Raw genomic sequence first — 21626 nt, 5'->3', positions numbered from 1 at the left:
ATTTGAGTTGTATTTACTTGTTAGAAATAATTTTATCTTCTGCACCTTTTTTCATGACAATAATGCTGATACGCCGGTTTTCTGGATTATAAGGATTGGCTTTATCTAAAAGAACGGTGGAAGAAAATCCTGTAACCGTCATTACTTTACTTTCGTTCATGCCTGATTTGATCAATGCTCGACGCGCTGCATTTGCTCTCTGGGAGGATAACTCCCAATTGGTGTAGTCTAACTCTTCCGGATTATGGTATGGATTGGCATCGGTATGTCCTTGAATGGTTATTTTGTTATTTACCGAATTAAGGAGTTTGGCAATATTGGCCAGAATCGGTTGAACTTCAGGGTTAAGTTTTTCCGATCCCACATCAAACATGGGTTTTTTCTGGTTATCTATTAATTGAATACGCAGGCCGTCAGATACTACATCCATTAACAGTTGTTTTTTTAAGCCTGCAAGCGAGGGATCATTTTCTATACTCAGATTGATTTCTGATTTTAATTCTTCAAGTTTCGCTATTTCGTCTTTATTGGAGTCGGATTCCTCGGCTATTTCTTGTTTGGTTAATGGTTTATTGGTGGCAGAAACCTGTCCTTCCACCGCTTCTACGTTAGGGCCGCCTCCTTTGATATTTATTTTCCTATCGCCGATCCCTTCCCCACCGGTAAGAGCAACTTTTATGGGTTGCTTGAAATAATTGGCAATTCCAGTTTTTTGAGATTTATTTAATGATGCAATTAACCACATGAGTAAGAAGAATGCCATCATTGCAGTCACAAAATCGGCATAGGCAATTTTCCAGGATCCCCCATGATGTCCATTCCCTCCTTTTTTTATTTTTCTAATGATAGGAGGGCTGGTTTTTTCCTTTTTCTCTTTTTTATCTTTCTTATCGCCAAAGTCATCACCTAGCGGATCGCTGATATCATTTATTTCACTCATAGATATACTCTAACTTGGTGTAGGTTCAGAAGCTGCGTCTTCAGCTGAAGCTGCAGGTTTTGGATTTTTTATTTCATCGTTGAGCTGTGTAAAGGACGGTCTTTGATCTGAAAATAATACTTTACGCCCAAATTCAATGGCTATAATGGGTGGATTATTATGCAGGCTGGACAATATGGTCACTTTAATGCACTGCAATAACAATTGAGCCTGATTGGCTCTTTGTTCCATGACTGTAGCTATCGGACCAATAAACCCATAACCAAGTAAAATACCTAAAAAGGTTCCTACCAAAGCATGGGCAATTAATACCCCTAATTCAGAAGGGGGCAAATCAATAGACTCCATGGTATGAACTACCCCCAAAACGGCGGCCACAATACCGAAAGCGGGCATGGCATCAGCAAGTTTGGTGATCGCGTGTATGGGTATCATTTTTTCTTCGTGATGAGACTCTATTTCCATGTCCATTAAAGCTTCAAGTTGAAAGGGCTGCATGTTAGAAGTAATGATAAGACGTAGATAATCACAAATGAACTCAATGATGTGATGCTGAGCCATCAAAGAAGGATAATTAGTAAAAATAGGACTTTTTTCCGGTTCATCAACATCATTTTCAAGAGCCATCAGACCGTGTTGCCTTGCTTTATTCAAAAGATTATAGAGGAGACTTAGTAAATCGATAGAAACAGTTTTTACTGATTGCTGACTGCGAAAAATGGCTGGTATAGATTTTAATACGGATTTTAGACCGGAAATGTTGTTTCCCACAATAAAAGAACCTACAGCCGCACCCCCAATAATAAGTAACTCTATAGGTTGAAACACAGCAGCCAGATGGCCTCCTCCAATGGCAAATCCCCCAAAAACACAGAACAAGATGACAATGTAGCCTATTATAATTAGCATTTTTATTTTATCCCTAATGCATTTTCAATAATTATTTGGTCAGATAATCATGTACTACGCGCCCATAAGGCAAGGTAAGATCTGATTGCAAATGAACAGCACTCACAATTCGACGTACCGGCAGATTTGCTACAGGTGCCAATGCATGATGAGCTAACTCAAGTTGTGCTGGTCCCTGCCAAGCTCCTTTTACCGAAATTTCAGTCAAATGATACTCTACAAGCTCGCAAATTCGTGTACTTCCATCCACATGGGGAATTATTTTAAGTAAATAATTGGGATTAGTCATTGATTCAGCGATTTTTTTTACATCAAGCACTTCATATTTGTAACCCATGGTTGCAGTCGCGATGCGGCAAGGTCCATAGTCTAAAGTACCGATAAGGGTTTCATGCACCACTTCTAATTTGGGGTTGGCCATTTTTTTGGGGAAGCCCCAAATTTCCCTTCCACCGGCTATTGGAGGATGGTCATCCAGATACATGGCATGAGTAAAGCTACCCATTTTCCCTTTAAAGCGCACCGGAATCACTTGCCCTGATTCCGTGTAATCTCCAAAGCCGGTGGAGTCTGGCATTCGGATAAATTCAAATTTGACTATTGGCTCTACCACTTCCAATGGGGCAGGTACGAATTCGCGGAGTACGTCTATATCTGTTTCATAAGTGATAATCAAAAATTCTCTATTGATAAAACGATAAGGACCTTTAGGGTATGATGGACTGGACAGTGGCATGGCAAATGCTTTTTGTTTCACTTCTGCTTCCTTCATCTTTATTTCTCCTGATTATTCAAATAATTTTTGCTCGACATATCATATACAGCGACACCTACAGTTTGAGGTACTGATTCAAGCCATGGGGATTTCTTAATTGCCTTTTTACCATCATGGTAACCATGAGTTATTCGTTCAGCGATTGATTTTTTGGAAAATTCATAATCTTTGGAGGACAGTTCAGTCGTATCGGTTTCATATAAAAACCGCACCAGGGATATATTGGAATCTTTACCTTTGGAGATACACTGCTTAACCTCTGGACTTAGTTTTTGATCTTCAGGGATGTGTTGCGCCAATACATGAATACTATTTTTTAGCGCATGAATTTCTTGATATAGTTGTATTACTTTGGCCATTCGACTGGAAAATTCGATGTCTTTTTTGCGTTGTAATATTTCATCGAGGTTTGTCGGGTGCAGGCCATAGGAGTCAAATAAATGAACTGCAAAACAAAGTAAATCTTTCGGGCACCGATGAGATAAAACATAGGTCGCAGGGGAGTTACTGGAAATTCCACCATCCCAATAAAGTTTCCCCTCGATTTCAACTGCGGGAAAGCCTGGGGGCAGGGCTCCACTCGCCATAATATGCTCCGGTCCGATTTCTTGTTCATCGGAATCGAAATATTCGATCAGACCCGAGCTGATCTCCACTGCCCCAAGGCTTAAACGAGTGCTGTTTCTGGAGTCGTTGATGCGATCAAAATCAATAAACCGTTCCAGTGTGCTGCGCAACGGAGACGTATCATAGTAACTCAATAAATCGGCGCTATCATGCCAGCCTAATTCCGGAGGAGGGAAGCGGGGGCGAAAAAAACCAGGCTGCCCCAGGAAAAGAGAGCGCTGGGACGACAATAGGTGTTGTATTTTACGATTGACCGGATCGTCGAAAGTAATTGCTTGAGGGAACATCTCTGGAGTTGATATGGTGTCCCAGAATTGCTGCATTTTTTCTACACGAATCTGAGGTGGATTTCCTGCTGCAATTGCAGCATTAATTGCTCCTATAGAAGTACCGACAAACCAGTCAGGGAAGTAGCCAGCTTCATCCAGCGCATGTACAATGCCAACCTGGTATGCACCAAGTGCCCCTCCGCCCTGAAAGGCACAGGCAATGACCTGATGCGTCAGCTTTTTCTTCGTCGTCAACTTAGACATGTTTTATTCCATGAACCAACCATGACTGACTACCAGGGATTGTCCGGTTAATGCATTGGAGGCAAAGGATGCAAAGAATAAGGCGGTTTGGGCTACATCATCAGTAGTAGTAAATTGTCCATCTACGGTATCTTTAAGCATTACTTTTTTAACCACATCCTCTTCACTAATGCCCAATTCTTTAGCTTGCTCTGGAATTTGTTTGTCTACCAATGGAGTACGGACAAAGCCTGGACAAATCACATTAGCTCTGACATTGTGCGCTGCTCCTTCTTTCGCAACTACTTCACATAAACCAATCAAACCGTGTTTCGCGGTCACATAAGGAGCTTTCAAAACGGAGGCCTCTTTAGAATGAACAGAGCCCATATAGATGATACTGCCTCCATTACCTGAAGCATACATATGCTTCAGTGCGGCTCGAGTAGTTAAGAATGCTCCGTCTAAATGAATGGCCATCATTTTTTTCCAATCAGAAAAAGCTAACTTGTCTACTGATTCTATGATTTGAATTCCTGCATTGCTAACGAGGATATCCATCCCCCCCAACTGCTCAGCTACAGCATCAACCCCTTCATTGACCTGTTGTTCATCGGTGACATCCATGGTTACTGCCATAGCTTGTCCCCCAAGGGATTTAATTTCTTCCACTACACTATTTGCTTGAGTAAGGTTGAGATCGGCAATTGCTACTTTTGCTCCTTCCCTGGCATAGACCAAGGCAATTTCTTTACCAATTCCACTGGCAGCGCCAGTAACTATGGCTACTTTATTTTTTAGACGCATGGGTACCATCCTTGTATTATTTTTTTGTATTTCAACAGTATAGCAATGGAATTTTCATATTGCTTATGATTCACGAACAAATTTTTTTGAATAGCTGGAAATGGGGTGTTTTTCTTATTTTTTCCTGGTTATTGCCTTGACTTAACCCTTTTATCAAGAGGGGTTAAGTCAGCCAAGGCCAATTATTAAAAAGGGATAGAACATAACGTATCAATAGTAGTATCCATTACGATAGTACCCATGACGGTAATAGCGGGAATTATAATAGGCACGTCGGTCTTGATTTTGGCCAATGGTATTACCTATCAAACCACCTGCGCCTGCACCGATTACCGTTCCCAATGCGGAACCACCAGAAACTGCATAGCCCAATCCAGCACCTGCGGCGGCACCAGCAGTTGTTCCTACTTCGGTATTAGTACAACCAACAAGTCCTGTGGTTGCCAGCCCGACACAAAACACTGTTGCTATTATTTTTTTCATGATTGACTTCCTCTTGTTATTTGTCATCGTTCATATGAAGAATAGTACAAAATAAGTGAAAAATGTAAATAAAATAATCATAAATTCTCGAGAAAGTCTTTCTGAAAGGCTAAAATATTATGCTGATTCCTGTTTTAAAAATTTACTCGGACCCCATTTTTCCAGTAGTATAGGCTAAGAACAAAAAAAACAGAGGACAACATGTTTAAGGGAAGTCTAGTCGCTTTGGTTACACCTATGCAGGACGATCAAGTGGATACTAACCGTCTGCGTGAATTGGTTGAATTTCACATAGAAATGGGCACTCACGGGCTGGTTGCTGCCGGAAGCACAGGAGAAGCAGGTACCTTGTCTCATGAGGAAAAACTCCTGGTAATAAAAACAGTTATTGATCAGGCAAAAGAGAGAGTACCTGTGATTGCAGGTACTGCAATGAATGCGACCAGGGACTGTGTTGCATTAACTCTGCAGGCTATGGAATATGGTGCTCATGCTGTTTTGATTATGACGCCAGCATACATTCGTCCTACGCAAGAAGGTTTGTATTTGCATTACAGTCAAATAGCTCAGTCAGTACCAATACCTATTATTTTATATAACGTTCCAGGCAGAACAGCCTGTGATTTGCTGCCTGAGACGGTAGCGAGACTGGCTAAAATTTCTAATATTATAGGTATCAAAGAGGCTACGGGGCAGATGACCCGATTGCAACAAATTTTACGTCTCTCCGAAGGCAGTATTGATGTGTTTAGCGGTGATGATCTCACTGGGGCTCAGTGGATGTTGGCTGGAGCAAAGGGCGTCATTTCGGTAACCGCGAATGTTGCTCCCAAACTCATGGCAAAAATGTGCGATTTGGCTGTGGACGAAGATCACGCTGCTTGTCTGCGTTTACATGATCAATTGATGCCTCTACATGAGCTGCTGTTTGTAGAAGCTAATCCCATACCAGTGAAGTGGGCAATGAATAAAATGGGTTTGATTGGCGAAGAGATAAGATTACCTTTGACTCCTTTGTCTGAAATTCACCATCAGGCTTTAGAAAAAGAACTTAAGAGTTTAGATTTGATTTAATTGGGGAATGTTGTGAAAAAATTAGGTTTTGTTGTTCTTGCTGTTTTGGCTTTATCGGCCTGCTCTTCTCGTTATTCAAGTAACGGAGAGAATCTTTATTTAAGAAGTCGAAATGGTGAAAAACTGGAAGTACCACCGCCGTTAACGAGTTCCAATTTAAGTACTTTTTATGATTTACCGCCACAAAATCAGAGTGCACAGGTGAGTATTGCACCGCCTGTGGACGTAATCACCTCATAAGGATTTGATTATGACACCATCAGAATCAGGTGAGTTGCCGATCATACAGGAGTTGTCCCGGCGCATTGTGGAAGCGCAACGCAAAATCAGGATTCTTGATAGTATTAAATGGGATAATTCAGTCAAACAAGAGTTTTTTAAACATAAAGGAAAAAAACTTCCCAATGTCGATACATCCTATTATGCAAAAAAACCTTTACCCTTCGATGTGCATGAAAAACAGGAAGAGTTCCGATTTATTTTGCGGGATGCCCAGAACCAATTGGGGCAATACTCCACCGTAACCCGGTTAATTAGACGTCAATGTGATGAATACAGTCGCGCGGCTCAAATGTTGGCTGCACGAGGAACTCCTGCGTTTAGTGAATTGTCGATGGAGCTTTACGGCAGTCCAAATGATGTATTTTATGCTGGCGGTCCGCGCATGAGTCAGATGGGGACACTGTTGTTTGATGTGTTAACTGATTTGGATGTTCAACTACAATCAGAAGCCGATTTAAAACGTCATACCCCGGAACAAGCTCAGGAAATTCTTCAGGCCCGATTAGGACATTTCTTTGCGAGACACCCGGGTAAAGTAACCGTTATGATTAGTGATGGAATGGTTGCTGATGCATCGGCGGGTGCGGATAGTATCAAGCTGAGTCAGCAAGCGATGTTTAGCGACCGTGATTTACGCTATTTGGAAGTTCATGAAGGTTGGGTACATGTGGGGACAACGTTGAACGGCGCCATGCAGCCTAACTGTTTCTTCCTCTCCAAAGGTTCACCGTCGAGCAGTGTGATTCAAGAGGGGTTAGCCGTCATTACTGAAGTTGTTACTTTTTCTTCTTACCCGGGCAGGATGTTGAAAATTACTAACCGGGTTATCGCATTGGACAAAGTTACCCACGGTGCTGATTTTCTCGATATCTATCGTTATTTTATAGATTGTGGTTTGAGTGAGGACGACAGTTACAATCATACGGTACGTATCTTTAGAGGCAGCACCCCAACAGGTGGTCCATTTACGAAGGATTTATCTTATGCTAAGGGTTTTGTTTTAATTTACAATTATATTCGTTTTGCTATCAGTCAAAAGCATGTTGATTCCATTCCTCTTTTATTCAGCGGTAAATTGGTTTTGGATGATTTGCCATTATTGGGTGAGTTGAAAGAACGTGGCATATTAACCAATCCGGTTTATCTACCCCCACCATTTCAGGATTTGGCGGCATTAAGTGCCTGGATGAGCTTTTCCCTTTATCTCAATCAGTTTGATTTGAATGAGATTCAAAAGAACTTTCGTTTTTTGTTAATTTAAGAGAGATACCTATTCGACAGACATAAATGTTTCAAGTCTCTCAACATTGTTAGTTCTGGGGTGGGATTTATTCCATCTCGAAGTTTCAAGCCCCAAATTGGCGAAGGCTTCGAGACAGCGCTAAAGCGCTTCCTCAGCCCGAACGGGTTGAGAGTTAATCACAAAGCCTGAACAAGGAGAGACTTAATCACAAAAGCCGGGATAAGGGGAGAGTTAATCACAAAGCCCGAACAGGGAGGGACATAATTACAAAAGCCGGGACAGGGGGAGAATTAATTACAAAGCCCGAACAGGGAGGGACTTAATTACAAAAGCCGGGACAAGGGGAGAGTTAACCACAAAGCCCGAACAGGGAGGGACTTAATTACAAAAGCCGGGATAAGGGGAGAGTTAAGCACAAAGCCCGAACAGGAAGAGACTTAATCATAAAGCCCGAGCAGGCAGAGAGTTAATCACAAAGTCGGAACAGGGAGGGACATAATCACAAAGTCGGAACAGGAGAGAGTTAAGCACAAAGCCCGAACAGGGAGAGAGTTAATCACAAAGTCGGAACAGGGAGAGAGTTAATCACAAAGCCCGAGCAGGCAGAGAGTTGATGTGGTCTAATGGATTTGTACACTCCAGATAAGAGATAATCATCTTAACTGGAGGTAATAAAATGGGTGCAACGAAATATACTAAAGAATTTAAACTAGACGCTATTAGTCTTGTTTTGGAGCAGAATTATACGCAATCAGAAGCTGCACAAAGTCTGGGCATTGATTCCAGGTTGATAAGCCGGTGGATCAAAGAACACTCCAAAGAGGAAGGGCAAGCATTTAGAGGTAATGGTAAATTAACTGACGAACAACTAGAGATACGTCGTTTACGAGAAGAATTAAGACGCGTAACAATGGAAAAAGAAATATTAAAAAAGGCGACGGCCTTCTTTGCAAAAAGAAATGAAGTGAAATATTCATTTATTGCCCAGAATAAGAAGGCCTGGCCAATTGACGTGATGTGTCAATTGCTGGGTGTTACAAGAAGTGGTTTTTTACAATTATCTTAAATGTAATAAACCACCAGATCCATTGCATGTGGAGATGCTTGATTGGGTTAAAAAATTAGCAGAATCAAGCCATTATACTTATGGAAGCCGTCGAATGAAAAAAGCATTAAATGCATTAGGTTATCCTGTTGGGAGAAATAAAGCCCGAAATCTAATGAAGGAAGCAGGAATACACGCACGTTACAGAAAGAAATATAGGGTAACAACAAACAGCAAGCATAAGCAGCCTATATTTGAAAATGTACTTAATAGACAGTTTATTGTAGAAAAGCCTAATCAAGCTTACGCCTCCGATATTACCTATATTTGGACACAAGAGGGTTGGTTGTATTTAGCTGTTGTTATCGACTTGTTTTCAAGAAAAGTTATCGGTTGGAGTATGAGTTCGCGGATGAAGGCAAGCCTGGCTTGTGACGCCCTTAAAATGGCGCTTTGGCAACGCAAACCCAATACTGGAGTAATAACCCATTCCGATCGAGGCGTTCAATATGCGAGTAATGCTTATCGCATGCTATTAACTACTTATGGTTGCATCGGTAGTATGAGTCGTAAAGGTAACTGCTGGGATAATGCTGTTGCTGAAAGCTTTTTCGGGAGGTTAAAACAAGAGCGAGTCCAATGGCGCAATTACCAAACTCGCTTTGAGGCACAACAAGACATCCTGAATTATATTACAATGTTTTATAACAGTAACCGCTTACATTCATTCCTTGGATATAAAAGTCCAAATCAGTTTGAAAATGAGCAAATAATACAATTAAAAAAAGTCGCTTAACTGGTGTGTATCAATTTGCTTGACCACATCACTATATTTCTTTCTGTAACGTGCGTGTATTCCTGCTTCCTTCATTAGATTTCGGGCTTTATTTCTCCCAACAGGATAACCTAATGCATTTAATGCTTTTTTCATTCGACGGCTTCCATAAGTATAATGGCTTGATTCTGCTAATTTTTTAACCCAATCAAGCATCTCCACATGCAATGGATCTGGTGGTTTATTACATTTAAGATAATTGTAAAAACCACTTCTTGTAACACCCAGCAATTGACACATCACGTCAATTGGCCAGGCCTTCTTATTCTGGGCAATAAATGAATATTTCACTTCATTTCATTTTTTGCAAAGAAGGCCGTCGCCTTTTTTAATATTTCTTTTTCCATTGTTACGCGTCTTAATTCTTCTCGTAAACGACGTATCTCTAGTTGTTCGTCAGTTAATTTACCATTACCTCTAAATGCTTGCCCTTCCTCTTTGGAGTGTTCTTTGATCCACCGGCTTATCAACCTGGAATCAATGCCCAGACTTTGTGCAGCTTCTGATTGCGTATAATTCTGCTCCAAAACAAGACTAATAGCGTCTAGTTTAAATTCTTTAGTATATTTCGTTGCACCCATTTTATTACCTCCAGTTAAGATGATTATCTCTTATCTGGAGTGTACAAATCCATTAGACCACATCATGCCTCTGCCCTCTGGCAGACTTCCAGTGGGAGCAATAAACCCGCATTCAGATAACTTGAGATAAGCGAGTGATAGAGATAGGGTTCACCAGCTACCATCGCATCCTGATAATCGCCAAAATGTGGAAGTATTGTATCTATAAAATGATCCAGTTCGATCATTGCCTGTTCGCGAGTTACGGCATAATGAAAGGGTTCAAGTCTGCCGAAATGATGCGAAAAACGACTATGAACCAAATTCAAAACTTCCTGAGTTATAGCGGATTTTTGGTGGGATATTCGTTTTGGCGATACCATGCCCGCTTTTGGTGGCTTTCGGTTTTCCTTGTCGTAATTCCACTCACCACCCACTGGTTTGAGCAGGTGGGACGTACCCTCTGCTTCCAGTAAAATCTTGTATTTTTTCCGCATCTCACGATAGAAAAACTCCATACGCAGTTGTTTTTTATTCTTTGCCCATGCAGCAAATTCAGTATGAGTTGCCAAAAAGCGGGAATCAGGAAGAATCTTAACTGGTATGCCAAGCATTTTCTGCCAGGACTTTATCATCTCGAGAACGCGATATTCGCCTGGCTCAGTCACGATGATTTTATCTGCATTGAGTATTGACGCCGCGCGTTGCAGCTCAGCCGTTAAACTGCCCTGATTTTCAGGATCATCCAGTTTAATATAACGAACACTGATATCTTTCTCACGCAGCATTTGCGCGAAATGCCGCATGGCAGAAAATAAAAAAGCAATTTTTTTCTGGTGATGTTTGACGTATGTAGCCTCCTCCATCACTTCACATATTAGAACAGAATCAGATTTGGCATCGATGCCATCAAGGGAAGAAATAGACGAAGAGAGCTGGTCAGCGAGTATAAATCGAATGGAGGGCATTATTTCACCTCTTGCTTGAGCAGTTGGGTTCTTTTTTCATGTTTTGAGTTACGATCCAACACCCAATGACACCATAGTTTGAAACCATTTAATTTTAAATTATGGTCCATTATAGGGAGTTGTGACACATAAAAGAAGAGTCTTTTTTTTTCTTGATTTCAAACGAACAGGATATGGACTATAATAACCATTGTACATTTCTGTACGTCACTATTTAAAAGGAAAAGTTTATCATGAAAGGACTTATAAAATTTATGGGCATTCTACTGGCTGGTTTTATTTCTATATCAGCTTATGCAACAGATATGAATATTGTGCAAATTGCATCGGGTAATAAGGATTTTTCCACTTTAGTATCGCTTCTAAAGCAAGCTGATTTGGTTGCAACCCTTGAAGGGAAAGGTCCATTTACTGTTTTCGCGCCGACAAACGAAGCCTTCGCAGCAATTCCTAAAGAACAGTTAGATGCATTGGCGGCTGATCCAGCAACGTTAAAATCTGTTTTACTTTATCATGTGGTCAGTGGTGATGTGACATCTGATAAAATAAAAGCCGGCATGGTGCCAACAGTGGAAGGACAATCAATTGATGTAACTTTAAATGATGGAAAGGTGTTTGTTAATGGTGCTGAAGTAGTTAAAGCAGACATTAAAGCATCCAATGGTGTTATTCATGTCATCAATCAGGTCATTATGCCTCCTAAAAAATAATAGGCTATCGAAGCTGTCTTTAGAGGCAGCTTCAAAATTCCGGAGCTTACATAAATAATTCACTTCGTAAAAATTTCTTTCATAGTTTGACCCAATATGTTTGCTTGGGCTTTTAAATTTTTATAGCTTTCATTTTGATGATATATCCTCAAACATCTGCCAATGCTCATCAACTATTTGAAATTTGTTCATCTTAATTCCTTTTTCTATATGCATCATATCTAGGGTCTGTTGACATTTCACCTGCTGTCTACGTGCCGCGGCTTGTCCCTGAATCTTCTACACATCTTGTATGTAAGAAGAAATAATGATCAAATTCACCTTATTATTTTTAAATAAGGTGAGTTTTATGAATTCGTCATTAAGCGATTCTAGTGTATGGTCAGAGGCATTATTTAGTGGTATTGAGCTAGGCGATAAACGATTGACAAAACGTCAAGTTGAATTAATGATAAAGGCAGTCAAAGTAAGTCTGCAACCGCCCGAGCGCAGAAATGGAGAAAAACCATTAAAGCCCGTCTCAGTGAATGTAGTATATGCCACTGAAACACATCCTCAAAAAGAAGCTATTTTGGAGTGGATATTAATAACGACAGAAGATATTTCCTCTTTTGAACAAGCAAGGAAAGTGATCCGATATTATGAACTCAGGTGGCGTATCGAGGACTTTCATAAAGCATGGAAATCCGGAACAAACGTAGAACTTTTACGAATGCAATCTGCTGATAATTTAGAAAAAATGATAGTCATTCTATCTTTTTTAGCCATTAGATTACTTCAACTCAAAGAGTATTTTGAGCCAGACTCTCAACTCCTGGATGCGGAACATGTTTGTGTTCCTTGTGATGAGTTATTGAGCGAGGTTGAATGGAGGGTTTTATGGAAAACGGTGGAGAAAACGGAGTTTCCATCTCAAACTCCTGATGCATACTGGGCATTCAAAGCAATTGCCAAACTTGGTGGATGGACCAACTCCAAGAGCACTGGTAAAGCGGCATGGTCAACTATTTGGAACGGTTGGTTTAAATTGAATGAGCGAATAGAAGGATTTCTAATCGCTCAAAGCATCTACATGGATAAGATGTGATCAAGAGACAGGGACAAGCCGCGGCACGGAGGCGGCAGGCGAAATGTCAACAGACACTAATATAATTATCAGAAACTATCTTTAAAGATAATAGCGCTCTTCAATTAAGCTCTCATAAGGTATATGTAATTCTTTATGCAATTTGACAATCTGCGGTAGGGTTAAGTTACGTTTTCTATTTAAAACATCACTAACGCGACTTTTAGGACCAAGAAAAGCCTCCAAATCTTTACGAGTTAAATTCATTTGATCCATTAAAAAATTGATGGCATCAACAGGATCAGATGGGGGCATTTGATGATTCTTATTTTCATAACCTTCTATAAGAACAAGTAGCACATCAAGCTCATCTCCTTCAGGAGTATCTTGCTCCGCTCCCCAAAGGGTATCAACTCGTTCGAGAGAAATTTTATAATCATTCTCATTATGAATTGGCTTAATCATTTTCAACTTCCGAGGCATTCACTCGATCATACTCTTTGTGAGTACCAACAAATTTAATAAACATGGCTAACCTGGGGTAGTCCATGGCACAAGAAATGCGGTGGTCATTACCTTTTATATTAAAAACCACCCTATTATTGGCAATAATAGATGCATTCCTTAGAGTATTCTTGACATCTTGAGGGAGTGCGTTGTTTATAAATCGCACCCAAAGATACAATGCAGAGATAACAAAAGATAGTGATGAAGCAAACAAAGCATTCCTAAATTACAAAAGTCAGAAGTATGGGATAGATAAGAATTAGTTCCTCTTGCTTTTAGGTTTTGCCGCAGGTAACTCGGTTTCAGTAATTTTAATCAATACAGATAACCAATCGCTATCTTCCCAACGCTCACCAGAAACTAAATAATAATTTTTAGCGCCAGGGTAGGGAGGCTGTTCATCTACCTCGCCTATGAAAGCTTTTCCTGATATTGTTGGTTTGATAAAAAGCAGATCATCACAAACTAAAGCCACTACTTTGTTATTACAATAAATGGCATATTCTCCAAACATCTTTTTTGCTGAAATGCTCCCTGCAACTTTAATTTGATCAAGGATGAAAAAAACAGTTTCTTCTTTTGAGGCCATGGCTTTAATTTTTCATATAAAAAATCATTCTACCAGTTTAGCTACCTTCGTAAAACGATGGGGTTTCCAGACACAGGGATTGGATGTTCATGAATTTATAATTAAGTCTCAAAATAGGTTTGAAAACTCAGTACACAAATCAATGGTCGCCTCCTTCAGAGGTTACTGGGTTTTGTCGCATAAACTCGCCCAGAATATATCTGTGCTTGGTATAAAAATATTTTTGCGGCAAAGACTAAAGGTACACTAAAGTCGGATTTGCGCTAGATCATGAATGAAGACCGCTTATCACTTTCCATTTGAGATGGTCCTTCAAGTTTGTCAATCAGCATCCAATTTTGACCCTCAAACCGCATCCAAAATTGACCCTCAAAAACATATCACATTGATTATTTACTTTACTGTTTTAGCTTCGATTTTTAAAGCGATAACTTTCATTTCCAGTCTCAACAATAGAGCAATGATGAGTCAATCTGTCCAGCATGGCTGCGGTCATTTTTGTATCACAAAACACCTTTGGCCATTCACCAAAATTTAAGTTTGTTGTAATGATTAATGATGTTTTTTCATATAATTTGCTAACTAAATGAAACAACAGAGCTCCGCCCGCTTCAGAAAATGGTAAATATCCAAGCTCATCCAGGACAATAGCATCAAAATTTTGCAGGCGATTAGCTAGCCGTCCTGTATTAACTTGTTTTTTTTCTTGTTCTAATTTGTTGACCAGATCAACAACATTATAAAAACAAGCCCGCTTTCCTTGCTTAATTAAATTAGTTGCTATAGCAATAGCTAAGTGCGTTTTACCAGAGCCCGTGCCACCCACAAAAATAATATTGCGCCCAGCATCAACAAAGCTCCCTGCGTGCAATAAACTTATTTCTTCTTCATTAACAGGATGTTGCGTAAAATCAAATTGGCTTAAATTACGATTGACCGGGAATTTTGCGACACTCAGTTGATAATTAATAGCACGCGTTTTGCGTGTTATTTGTTCTGCTTCTAATAGCATAGATAACCACTCATAATGAGTTAGTTTCACCAAAGGCTTCGACTCTTCATAGGCTAGCAACCTATCTAACATGCCTTGTAATTTTAATATCTTAAGCAACTCAGATAATTTAGTGAATGGCATGATTTGCTCCCGTTAAGAGTAAATTATATTTATGACAATTACTTGTGGGTTCTTCCTTTAAGATTAATCCAGCGGGCATTGTCGTTGCTTGAGGAAGTGCTGTAGGCCGTAATCGATGCAACGCATTAAGAATATAATCACGGCTAACCACCTGCTCTGTTAGCGCTAATTCACAGGCTACACTCACCGCCTCAATGCCATGCTCACTCATTGCCAACAGCACCTCAACGCATTCTCTGTCACCACCACGGCGCTTCATGAGAATGCTTTTGATTTTTAAAATGGCTGGTGGTAATTGCCAGTCTTTGAATGGAGCACCATTGCGTAATGCCCCTGGCTTGCGCTCCAGTAAAGGTAAATAATGCCATGGATTAAACAGTGTTTTATTGCGGCCAAAGGTGCGTTGGTGGCAACCGATGGACTCATTACCTGAAAATACCTCTATAGTTAATGCGTATATCCTGAGCGTCACCATCTGGTTGGCATAGGCACAATCAACGCTATAACGATTTCTATCGCAATGAATCAAGCAGGTTGAATGTACTAGAGTTGAAACTTCTTTATACCCATCAAATGGATGATTTAACGCTCTAAAATGAGTTCTTTCTTCTTGAAATACAGCGTCAACAGTTAGTTCTTGTTGTTCTGGGTGATGCCTTTTCTCGGCCAATAATTGGCATTGCTGCTGAAGATGTTCATTTAATAACGACAAGGTTTCATATTTAAGACGTGGTTTAAATACCCAGTCACGTACATTATCAACTTGATTTTCAATCTGCCCCTTTTCCCATCCGGCTGCGGGATTGCAGGCTGTAGGTTCAATTAAGTAATGATCCATTAATGCCAAAAATCGCCGGTTAAAAGCACGCTCCTTACCCTTGAAAACACTATCTACCGCCGTTTTCATGTTGTCATAAATACCTCTTAGCGTTAAGCCACCAAAAAATTTGAAGGCTAAATTATGCGCATCAAATAACATTTCTTGAGTTTCTCGAGGATATGCTACAAGAAAAAATTTACGGCTGTAGCTTAAACGAAATTGAGCTACTTTGATTTTTTGAACAACGCCTGCAAGCTCTACAGTTTCTTCACTCCAATCAAACTGATAGGCCTCTCCGGGATGATAGTATTGTGGAATATAGGCTTTTAATGACTCTCGACTCGTACAGCGCCATACTTTAACAAAACGCTGGACACTATCATAAGAACCGCAATAGCCACTTTCTTTTAGTTGAGTGTAGTACTTCATTGCACTACGGCGTTCCTTTTTCGATAACTTGTGGTCGTTGTTCAACCATGATACCAACGTCTCTTTGAAGATATTCAGTGCAGGTAGTGGTTGAATGGAGCGTTGATAATTTTTCCCAGACTTTTCTGCTCGGATTACCCGTCTAACTGTATTACGCGATAATCCTGTTGTGCGAACAATTTCCGCAATAGTTAATTTTTGCACATGAAACATGCGCCTAATTTTTGCTTCTGTTTCCATGATCAACATCCTCTAATTCCCTCTAGATTATTAAAATCTAGAGTACACGTTTTACTCGATTTTAGAGGGTCAAAATTGGATGCTGATTTACCCTAAAAGGGGGTCATTTTTGCATGCTGATTTACATGCAAAACGCCAGATCTTACCTTGACGGATAACTTTTTGCGACAGAACTCACTTTCTTTACAGGGCAACCACATGAGTGCTCAAAAAATACCATTTAATACTTTCTGTGCATAATCAGGTTGTAAGGTTGCTTTGTATCGCTTGGCTTTTACCCCTTTCTTACACGATTTTTCGTTACGTAACGCATTAATAGCGACATGTCTAAACACACCAAAATTCTCAGAGGCATTATCACACCTAACTCTCGAGTCGTCCTCTCTAAATGACACATCCAATACCCAATGCAACTGATTCTCGATAGCCCAATGCTTTCTAACTGCATTAGCAAATACTTTAGCGTTTGGAGCTATTGATACAATAAAATATCGGGTTTCAGAAGTTGTTTTACCATCGATATATTGTTCTGATTCAACCATTCCAATGCCTTGCAAAGAAGCCCATCGTCCAGGATTGCTAATCGTATCCAGCATGTCGCTGATCCAATATCGACGCAGCTCGACACGGCCATGTCCTTTATGAGCCTCCTCAAAGTAATCATATCTGACGTTCTTAAATTCAAATCGGCGAGATGTTTCAAAAAAATCGATTATTTCTTCGTGAAGTTGTTTCTGATTGTCTTTTACAGCCAATACATAGTCAGCTTCTTTGCTAACAATTTTTTCTGCAATTTTCTCTTGGCAACCCATAGCATCGATGGTCACAATGCAACCTATAATATCCAATAAATCAAGTAAAGCCGGGATAGCCGTGATCTCATTTGATTTATCATCTGCCTTTTTTGTCCAAGTACAACGCCATTTTCGCAAGCATATGCACTCACCATGTGAATCGCAGACTTACGTTTCTTCTTGTTATATGAATGGCGCAGGGTTTTTCCATCAACTGCCACAATTTTACCGTCTGTTGCTTCTTCAACTGCCGCCATCCATTTGATGAAACAGCTTTGTAATTCTTCTGGATTAAGGCTAGACACTATCCTTGCAATCGTGTCATCAACAGGAATTCCTTTCTTAAAAAAACCACGTTCTTGCAGCCAATTTAAACGAGCATGGCCCACTTCTTTTATATCCTGCCAGCCTTCATCTCCACAAATGACGGCTAAAACACACAGAACAAGGATATCGATTAGTTTATGATCAATTTTACTTTCTTGACGAGGATCGCGAATTATCGAAAAACATTCTACTAATGATGACATTTCTGCTCCTTTATAAATAAAGGAGATATGAGATCACATAATCAGTTTAATTTAAAGTCACTCGTGATCTTGCCCTGACTTTCTTTATTGCCTGGCAGGAAGATAAAGGTGAAATGTGAACCATTTTCTTTTTTTAACTGTAATTTTTCATGCGAGTATTTTCCATGTTGCCTGCTTAAAGATGCCGGATTATCCGGGTATTCATTTAGTTTGTATTCTTTTACATGGAGAGTCATTAATGGTTTGGTATGATAACGGATATAAAAACGTACCAAAACAGCAGCAACCAACAGGATAACCAGTACCAATATCGAGACTTTAATTTTTTTCGCTTCAACATCTGCATATCTTTCTTCCTATTGTTTTTATTTTTTTTTACACAATCCCTGTGGTTCAATACCTAAAGCGCTGTTAAATTTGCTCGACATATAATATAGGCGCGGTTTTCTGGACACAAAAAAAGGTTTTTTAAGAGCTATTCTTCTTAATACAAAGAGGAGAATAAAATGTCTAAAAAGCGAGCTTATTATACGGCGGCCAAGAAGGCAAAAATAACGCTAGCTGCGATTGAGGGGAAACTCACACAAGCGCAAATTACCAGTGAATACGGTGTTCACGCAACGCAGGTAAAAACTTGGAAGCAATCGGCCATCAAAGCCATTAACGATTTATTCTCTGGGGCTAATGAAAAAGAAGCCAAGTCCCAAGAGCAGCTTGTTGAGGCATTATATCAAGAAATTGGTCGACTTCAAGCGCAGCTATCTTGGCTAAAAAAAAAGCATGAACTTTAGTCTGGATGAAAAGCGCGTCATGATTGATCCTCTTGCCGAGCTCACCATTCGTGAACAATGCTTGCTATTAGACTTGCCTGTTTCAAGTTATTATTATAGTGCCAAGCCCATTTCTGTCGAAGATGAAGCGCTTATGGCGCTACTTGATGAGCACTATCTGCAGTATCCATGTGAAGGTAAAATTAAGCGGGCAAGATGGCTGTCAAAAGAAGTAGGCTATCCTGTTGGTAAACGTCGAGTAAAAAAGTTGATGGAAATGATGGGGTTATCGACTGTTTACCCAAAGCCAAATACAAGCGTTCCCAATAAGGAGCATGAGGTGTTCCCTTATTTATTAAAAGAGGTGGATATCACCAAACCAAATCAGGTTTGGGCCGCAGATATCACCTACATCCGCATGAAAGGAAAGCATGTGTATTTAGTAGCTATTATGGACTGGTATAGTCGTTATGTGATTGGATGGGCTATTTCACCTACTATGGAGGCTGAATTTTGTATTGAGGCGCTTAGAAACGCTTTGCTGCATTCGCGTTGTGAGATCTTTAACACGGATCAGGGTTCTCAATTTACCTCAAAAGATTGGATAAATACGCTAAAATCTCACCACATTTCTATCAGCATGGATGGGCGAGGACGTTATTTAGATAATATATTTATCGAGCGATTGTGGCGTAGTGTTAAGCAAGAAAAAATCTACCGGTATGATTTTGATACAATTGAAGAGGTTGAGCTGGCCTTAACGGAGTATTTTGAGTATTATAATAACCGAAGGCTTCACCAGTCCTTTAATTATTTAACGCCCGCAGAGGTGTATTATGGCCGGAAAAGACCATAAACCCTAAATGAGAGCGTCATGACTTACCCACAAGGCCCACAGGCCTATACGAGAAAGTGAAGCTCTCCTGACCTGTGGACTTGTGGATAAGTCATTCTGATAGAGTTGTGGTAAAATGACCTAAGACAATTCGTAGTAGCAATCACTATTCATACGGTATTGAGTAGGTTTAAATAGGTTAATTTGAGTGAATTTTTAACTATAAATGATGGATGAATAGCTCTTATTTTTCCTTAATTTTGTTCCAGACATGCGGACCCATATCAATATTCTGAAAGGCAATCAGTGCTGTAAGCTCTACAATAGCCGCTTCATCAAAATGCAATTTTAATCGTTCAAAGCAGCTATCTGTTACCTGCTGCCTGCTCTCAGTCATTTGTTCAGCATAATCAAGGGCTGTGGCTTCATCGGGTGAAAATAGCCCTGACTCTCGCCAATTTTCAAGCGCATCAACTTTTTCACTGTTGTTTATACGTTTCATTATAGTTAATGAATTCAAATCCACACAAAAAGAACACCAGTTTATTTGCGATACTCTGATGCTGACCAGGGAACGAATGACTGGAGAAACAGGAGAGCGCTTTCTCTCCAACGTCCCAACAATACTGGCAACGCCCAAAAAAAGCTTTGGCACACTGGCCCAGACTTTGGCTGGCTCTAAATACTGACCGTATTTACGTTCTTGATTCCAGAAAAAAGGTTTCAAATACCAGGGGATTTTTTGGAAACGATCTTTTGACAAGCGCATGAGCGCCTCCTTATTACTATTAACGATAATCAGGATTAGTAAAATCAAAGCGACATCCAGCATCCCATTCTGAGCGTTGGTTGCCATGAGCAGGCATACCGCCGGCTTTTTTTAACAGATTTGCCAGATGCATCAGATTCCAGGTCATGAAGGTGGTGTTACGGTTAGTAAAATCGTTTTCCGGACCACCCGATCCTTCGTCACGGTAGGATGGACCTGGACCTGCTTCACCAACCCAGGCGGCATCCGCCTGCGGTGGGATAACAAAACCTAAGTGCTGTAAAGAATATAAAATATTCATCGCGCAGTGTTTGGCGCCATCCTCATTGCCTGTAATTAAACAGCCTCCTACGCGGCCATAATAGCTGTATTGCCCTTTGTCATTTAAATTGGCTGAATTACCATACAATCTCTCAATAACCTTCGTACACACCGAAGATTTTTCGCCAAGCCAGATGGGTGAAGTTAAAATAAGAATGTCGGCGGCCATGACTTTTTTATAAATGTCTGGCCAGTTATCTTTTTCCCAGCCGTGTTCAGTCATATCTGGATAAACGCCATTGGCGATGTCAAAATCAACCGCCCGAATTTCCTCAACCTGTACTTTTTGTCGCTCCATGATGGCCCGGGATATTTTTACCAGTCCATCAGTATGGGATAGTTCGGGAGAACGCTTTAGGGTACAGTTGATAAAGAGCGCTTTTAAATTGGAATAGACTTCTTTCCAGTTAGTGCACTGTTCGATTTGTTTTCGATTAAGAATGTCAGTCATTTTATATCCTTATTATTTCCTTTGGTTAAAAATTCTCAATTTGAACATATAGAAATTTTCTTGCTCAATGTAATAGCGAAAAAGCATTGAGCTGACTTAAACTCAATCTGGAACAGATATCTTTAGAAGACAACTGCTCAATATCATGCAGGAAAAATACCATTCGCTGCTGTTGCGGTAGATGTTCAATGTTTGCCTGAATAAAAACGGCGAGCTCTTCCTGATCCAGTAGTGATTCATGCGATTCCATGCCCCAAAGTTCAGGAACCTTCCTACTGCTATTTTTATTCTCAAATTGCTCATATAAGCTATCAGATTCCGGTGTGATTTTTTGTATCCAGGCACTTTTAAAGTGGGTTTTAGCTTTGTTAATGCTAATGCGGTAAAACCAGGTTTTAAAATGTGATTGTTGTTTGAAATCACCTGGGTGAGTATAAACAGATAACCAGGTTTCCTGGATAATATCGGCAGCAGTCGCCTCATTCACTATCGATCGAAGCGTGGCTTTTAAGCTCGGCGTATAGGTTTGGATTAACGCATTAAAACTTTCTTCATCCCCGTTAAGCGCTGACTGAATGATAACATCCATCCCTGGCATCC

Annotated in this window: 23 protein-coding genes and 3 pseudogenes; 8 read left to right on the top strand and 18 right to left on the bottom strand. The window is 40.2% G+C overall.

Going from position 1 to position 21626, the window contains the following annotated elements:
• Positions 1-13: 13 nt before the first annotated feature.
• The 6 genes from motB to HRS36_RS14325 form a co-directional block, all read right to left on the bottom strand.
• Positions 14-940: a flagellar motor protein MotB gene (motB, locus tag HRS36_RS14350; RefSeq protein WP_173237831.1), complete on the bottom strand. Its 927-nt coding sequence runs from the start codon at positions 938-940 to the stop codon at positions 14-16.
• Between the two features lie 9 nt (positions 941-949).
• Entirely contained in the window at positions 950-1849 is a 900-nt protein-coding gene (gene motA / locus HRS36_RS14345; protein WP_173237830.1) for a flagellar motor stator protein MotA, read from the bottom strand.
• Positions 1850-1880: 31 nt separating this feature from the next.
• Positions 1881-2621 (bottom strand): acetoacetate decarboxylase, encoded by a 741-nt coding sequence (locus tag HRS36_RS14340; protein ID WP_173237829.1) that lies wholly within the window; start codon positions 2619-2621, stop codon positions 1881-1883.
• A 2-nt stretch (positions 2622-2623) separates the two neighbouring features.
• Positions 2624-3784, bottom strand: a complete 1161-nt coding sequence (locus HRS36_RS14335) for a patatin-like phospholipase family protein (protein WP_173237828.1) — start codon at positions 3782-3784, stop codon at positions 2624-2626.
• A gap of 3 nt (positions 3785-3787) precedes the next feature.
• Positions 3788-4570, bottom strand: a complete 783-nt coding sequence (locus HRS36_RS14330) for a 3-hydroxybutyrate dehydrogenase (RefSeq protein WP_173237827.1) — start codon at positions 4568-4570, stop codon at positions 3788-3790.
• Positions 4571-4780: 210 nt separating this feature from the next.
• The gene (locus HRS36_RS14325; protein ID WP_173237826.1) at positions 4781-5053 is read right to left on the bottom strand and encodes a glycine zipper domain-containing protein; all 273 of its coding nucleotides are present in this window, start codon (positions 5051-5053) and stop codon (positions 4781-4783) included.
• Between the two features lie 201 nt (positions 5054-5254).
• Between HRS36_RS14325 and dapA the strand changes: the two genes are divergently transcribed.
• From dapA to HRS36_RS14305, 4 genes are all read left to right on the top strand, one after another.
• On the top strand, positions 5255-6127 hold the full coding sequence (dapA, locus tag HRS36_RS14320) for a 4-hydroxy-tetrahydrodipicolinate synthase (RefSeq protein ID WP_173237825.1): 873 nt from the start codon (positions 5255-5257) through the stop codon (positions 6125-6127).
• Positions 6128-6139: 12 nt separating this feature from the next.
• Positions 6140-6367, top strand: coding sequence for a hypothetical protein (locus tag HRS36_RS14315; RefSeq protein ID WP_173237824.1), 228 nt, complete (start codon positions 6140-6142; stop codon positions 6365-6367).
• Positions 6368-6377: 10 nt separating this feature from the next.
• Positions 6378-7670: a flavohemoglobin expression-modulating QEGLA motif protein gene (locus tag HRS36_RS14310; protein WP_173237823.1), complete on the top strand. Its 1293-nt coding sequence runs from the start codon at positions 6378-6380 to the stop codon at positions 7668-7670.
• A gap of 658 nt (positions 7671-8328) precedes the next feature.
• A protein-coding gene (locus HRS36_RS14305; protein ID WP_420814306.1) for an IS3 family transposase occupies positions 8329-9493 on the top strand; the annotation gives its coding sequence in 2 pieces (ribosomal slippage) (positions 8329-8700 and positions 8702-9493; 1164 coding nt in all).
• Positions 9494-9526: 33 nt separating this feature from the next.
• Here the strand turns inward: HRS36_RS14305 and HRS36_RS18735 are convergent.
• A pseudogene (locus tag HRS36_RS18735) lies at positions 9527-10113 on the bottom strand (transposase); the annotation flags it as partial.
• A gap of 62 nt (positions 10114-10175) precedes the next feature.
• Positions 10176-11060: a cryptochrome/photolyase family protein gene (locus HRS36_RS14290; RefSeq protein ID WP_173237819.1), complete on the bottom strand. Its 885-nt coding sequence runs from the start codon at positions 11058-11060 to the stop codon at positions 10176-10178.
• A 233-nt stretch (positions 11061-11293) separates the two neighbouring features.
• Here HRS36_RS14290 and HRS36_RS14285 point away from each other — a divergent pair, with 233 nt between their 5' ends.
• Together HRS36_RS14285 and HRS36_RS14280 are read left to right on the top strand one after the other, a co-directional pair.
• A complete protein-coding gene (locus HRS36_RS14285; protein ID WP_173237818.1) occupies positions 11294-11770 on the top strand; it encodes a fasciclin domain-containing protein in 477 nt (158 codons plus the stop codon).
• A gap of 430 nt (positions 11771-12200) precedes the next feature.
• Positions 12201-12857 (top strand): annotated as a pseudogene (locus tag HRS36_RS14280) (IS4 family transposase); the annotation flags it as partial.
• Positions 12858-12938: 81 nt separating this feature from the next.
• Here HRS36_RS14280 and HRS36_RS14275 read toward each other — a convergent pair.
• The 7 genes and pseudogenes from HRS36_RS14275 to HRS36_RS14245 all read right to left on the bottom strand — a co-directional run bounded on the left by HRS36_RS14275 (position 12939) and on the right by HRS36_RS14245 (position 18170).
• On the bottom strand, positions 12939-13301 hold the full coding sequence (locus HRS36_RS14275; RefSeq protein WP_173237816.1) for a helix-turn-helix domain-containing protein: 363 nt from the start codon (positions 13299-13301) through the stop codon (positions 12939-12941).
• Positions 13294-13557 (bottom strand): type II toxin-antitoxin system HigB family toxin, encoded by a 264-nt coding sequence (locus HRS36_RS14270; protein WP_226905479.1) that lies wholly within the window; start codon positions 13555-13557, stop codon positions 13294-13296. Before HRS36_RS14270 ends, HRS36_RS14275 begins: the two co-directional genes overlap by 8 nt.
• 45 nt (positions 13558-13602) lie before the next feature.
• Positions 13603-13932, bottom strand: coding sequence for a TfoX/Sxy family protein (locus tag HRS36_RS14265; RefSeq protein ID WP_173237815.1), 330 nt, complete (start codon positions 13930-13932; stop codon positions 13603-13605).
• A gap of 406 nt (positions 13933-14338) precedes the next feature.
• A complete protein-coding gene (istB, locus tag HRS36_RS14260; protein ID WP_173235816.1) occupies positions 14339-15067 on the bottom strand; it encodes an IS21-like element helper ATPase IstB in 729 nt (242 codons plus the stop codon).
• The gene (gene istA, locus HRS36_RS14255; protein ID WP_197933184.1) at positions 15054-16565 is read right to left on the bottom strand and encodes an IS21 family transposase; all 1512 of its coding nucleotides are present in this window, start codon (positions 16563-16565) and stop codon (positions 15054-15056) included. The genes istB and istA overlap by 14 nt, the downstream gene beginning before the upstream one ends.
• Before the next feature lie 197 nt (positions 16566-16762).
• Positions 16763-17880 (bottom strand): annotated as a pseudogene (locus tag HRS36_RS14250) (ISAs1 family transposase).
• A gap of 41 nt (positions 17881-17921) precedes the next feature.
• Positions 17922-18170 carry a hypothetical protein gene (locus HRS36_RS14245; RefSeq protein ID WP_173237814.1) on the bottom strand — a complete coding sequence of 83 codons (249 nt, stop codon included), beginning with the start codon at positions 18168-18170 and terminating at the stop codon, positions 17922-17924.
• A gap of 216 nt (positions 18171-18386) precedes the next feature.
• On the opposite strand from HRS36_RS14245, the gene HRS36_RS14240 reads away from it, so the two are divergent.
• Together HRS36_RS14240 and HRS36_RS14235 are read left to right on the top strand one after the other, a co-directional pair.
• Complete coding sequence (locus HRS36_RS14240; RefSeq protein ID WP_173235475.1) at positions 18387-18671, top strand: transposase; 285 nt, start codon at positions 18387-18389, stop codon at positions 18669-18671.
• On the top strand, positions 18661-19506 hold the full coding sequence (locus tag HRS36_RS14235) for an IS3 family transposase (protein ID WP_173235473.1): 846 nt from the start codon (positions 18661-18663) through the stop codon (positions 19504-19506). Before HRS36_RS14240 ends, HRS36_RS14235 begins: the two co-directional genes overlap by 11 nt.
• Before the next feature lie 223 nt (positions 19507-19729).
• Here HRS36_RS14235 and HRS36_RS14230 read toward each other — a convergent pair whose 3' ends face one another.
• The 3 genes from HRS36_RS14230 to HRS36_RS14220 form a co-directional block, all read right to left on the bottom strand.
• The gene (locus HRS36_RS14230; RefSeq protein ID WP_173237813.1) at positions 19730-20254 is read right to left on the bottom strand and encodes a carboxymuconolactone decarboxylase family protein; all 525 of its coding nucleotides are present in this window, start codon (positions 20252-20254) and stop codon (positions 19730-19732) included.
• Between the two features lie 19 nt (positions 20255-20273).
• On the bottom strand, positions 20274-21026 hold the full coding sequence (locus HRS36_RS14225; RefSeq protein ID WP_173237812.1) for a flavodoxin family protein: 753 nt from the start codon (positions 21024-21026) through the stop codon (positions 20274-20276).
• Positions 21027-21090: 64 nt separating this feature from the next.
• Positions 21091-21615 carry an RNA polymerase sigma factor gene (locus HRS36_RS14220; RefSeq protein WP_173237811.1) on the bottom strand — a complete coding sequence of 175 codons (525 nt, stop codon included), beginning with the start codon at positions 21613-21615 and terminating at the stop codon, positions 21091-21093.
• Positions 21616-21626: the final 11 nt, after the last annotated feature.

Origin of the sequence: Legionella antarctica, assembly GCF_011764505.1 — a bacterium.
Taxonomy (GTDB): Bacteria; Pseudomonadota; Gammaproteobacteria; order Legionellales; family Legionellaceae; genus Legionella; species Legionella antarctica.
Note: the sequence above shows the minus strand (reverse complement) of the source record. Positions and strands in the feature narration are given on the sequence as shown.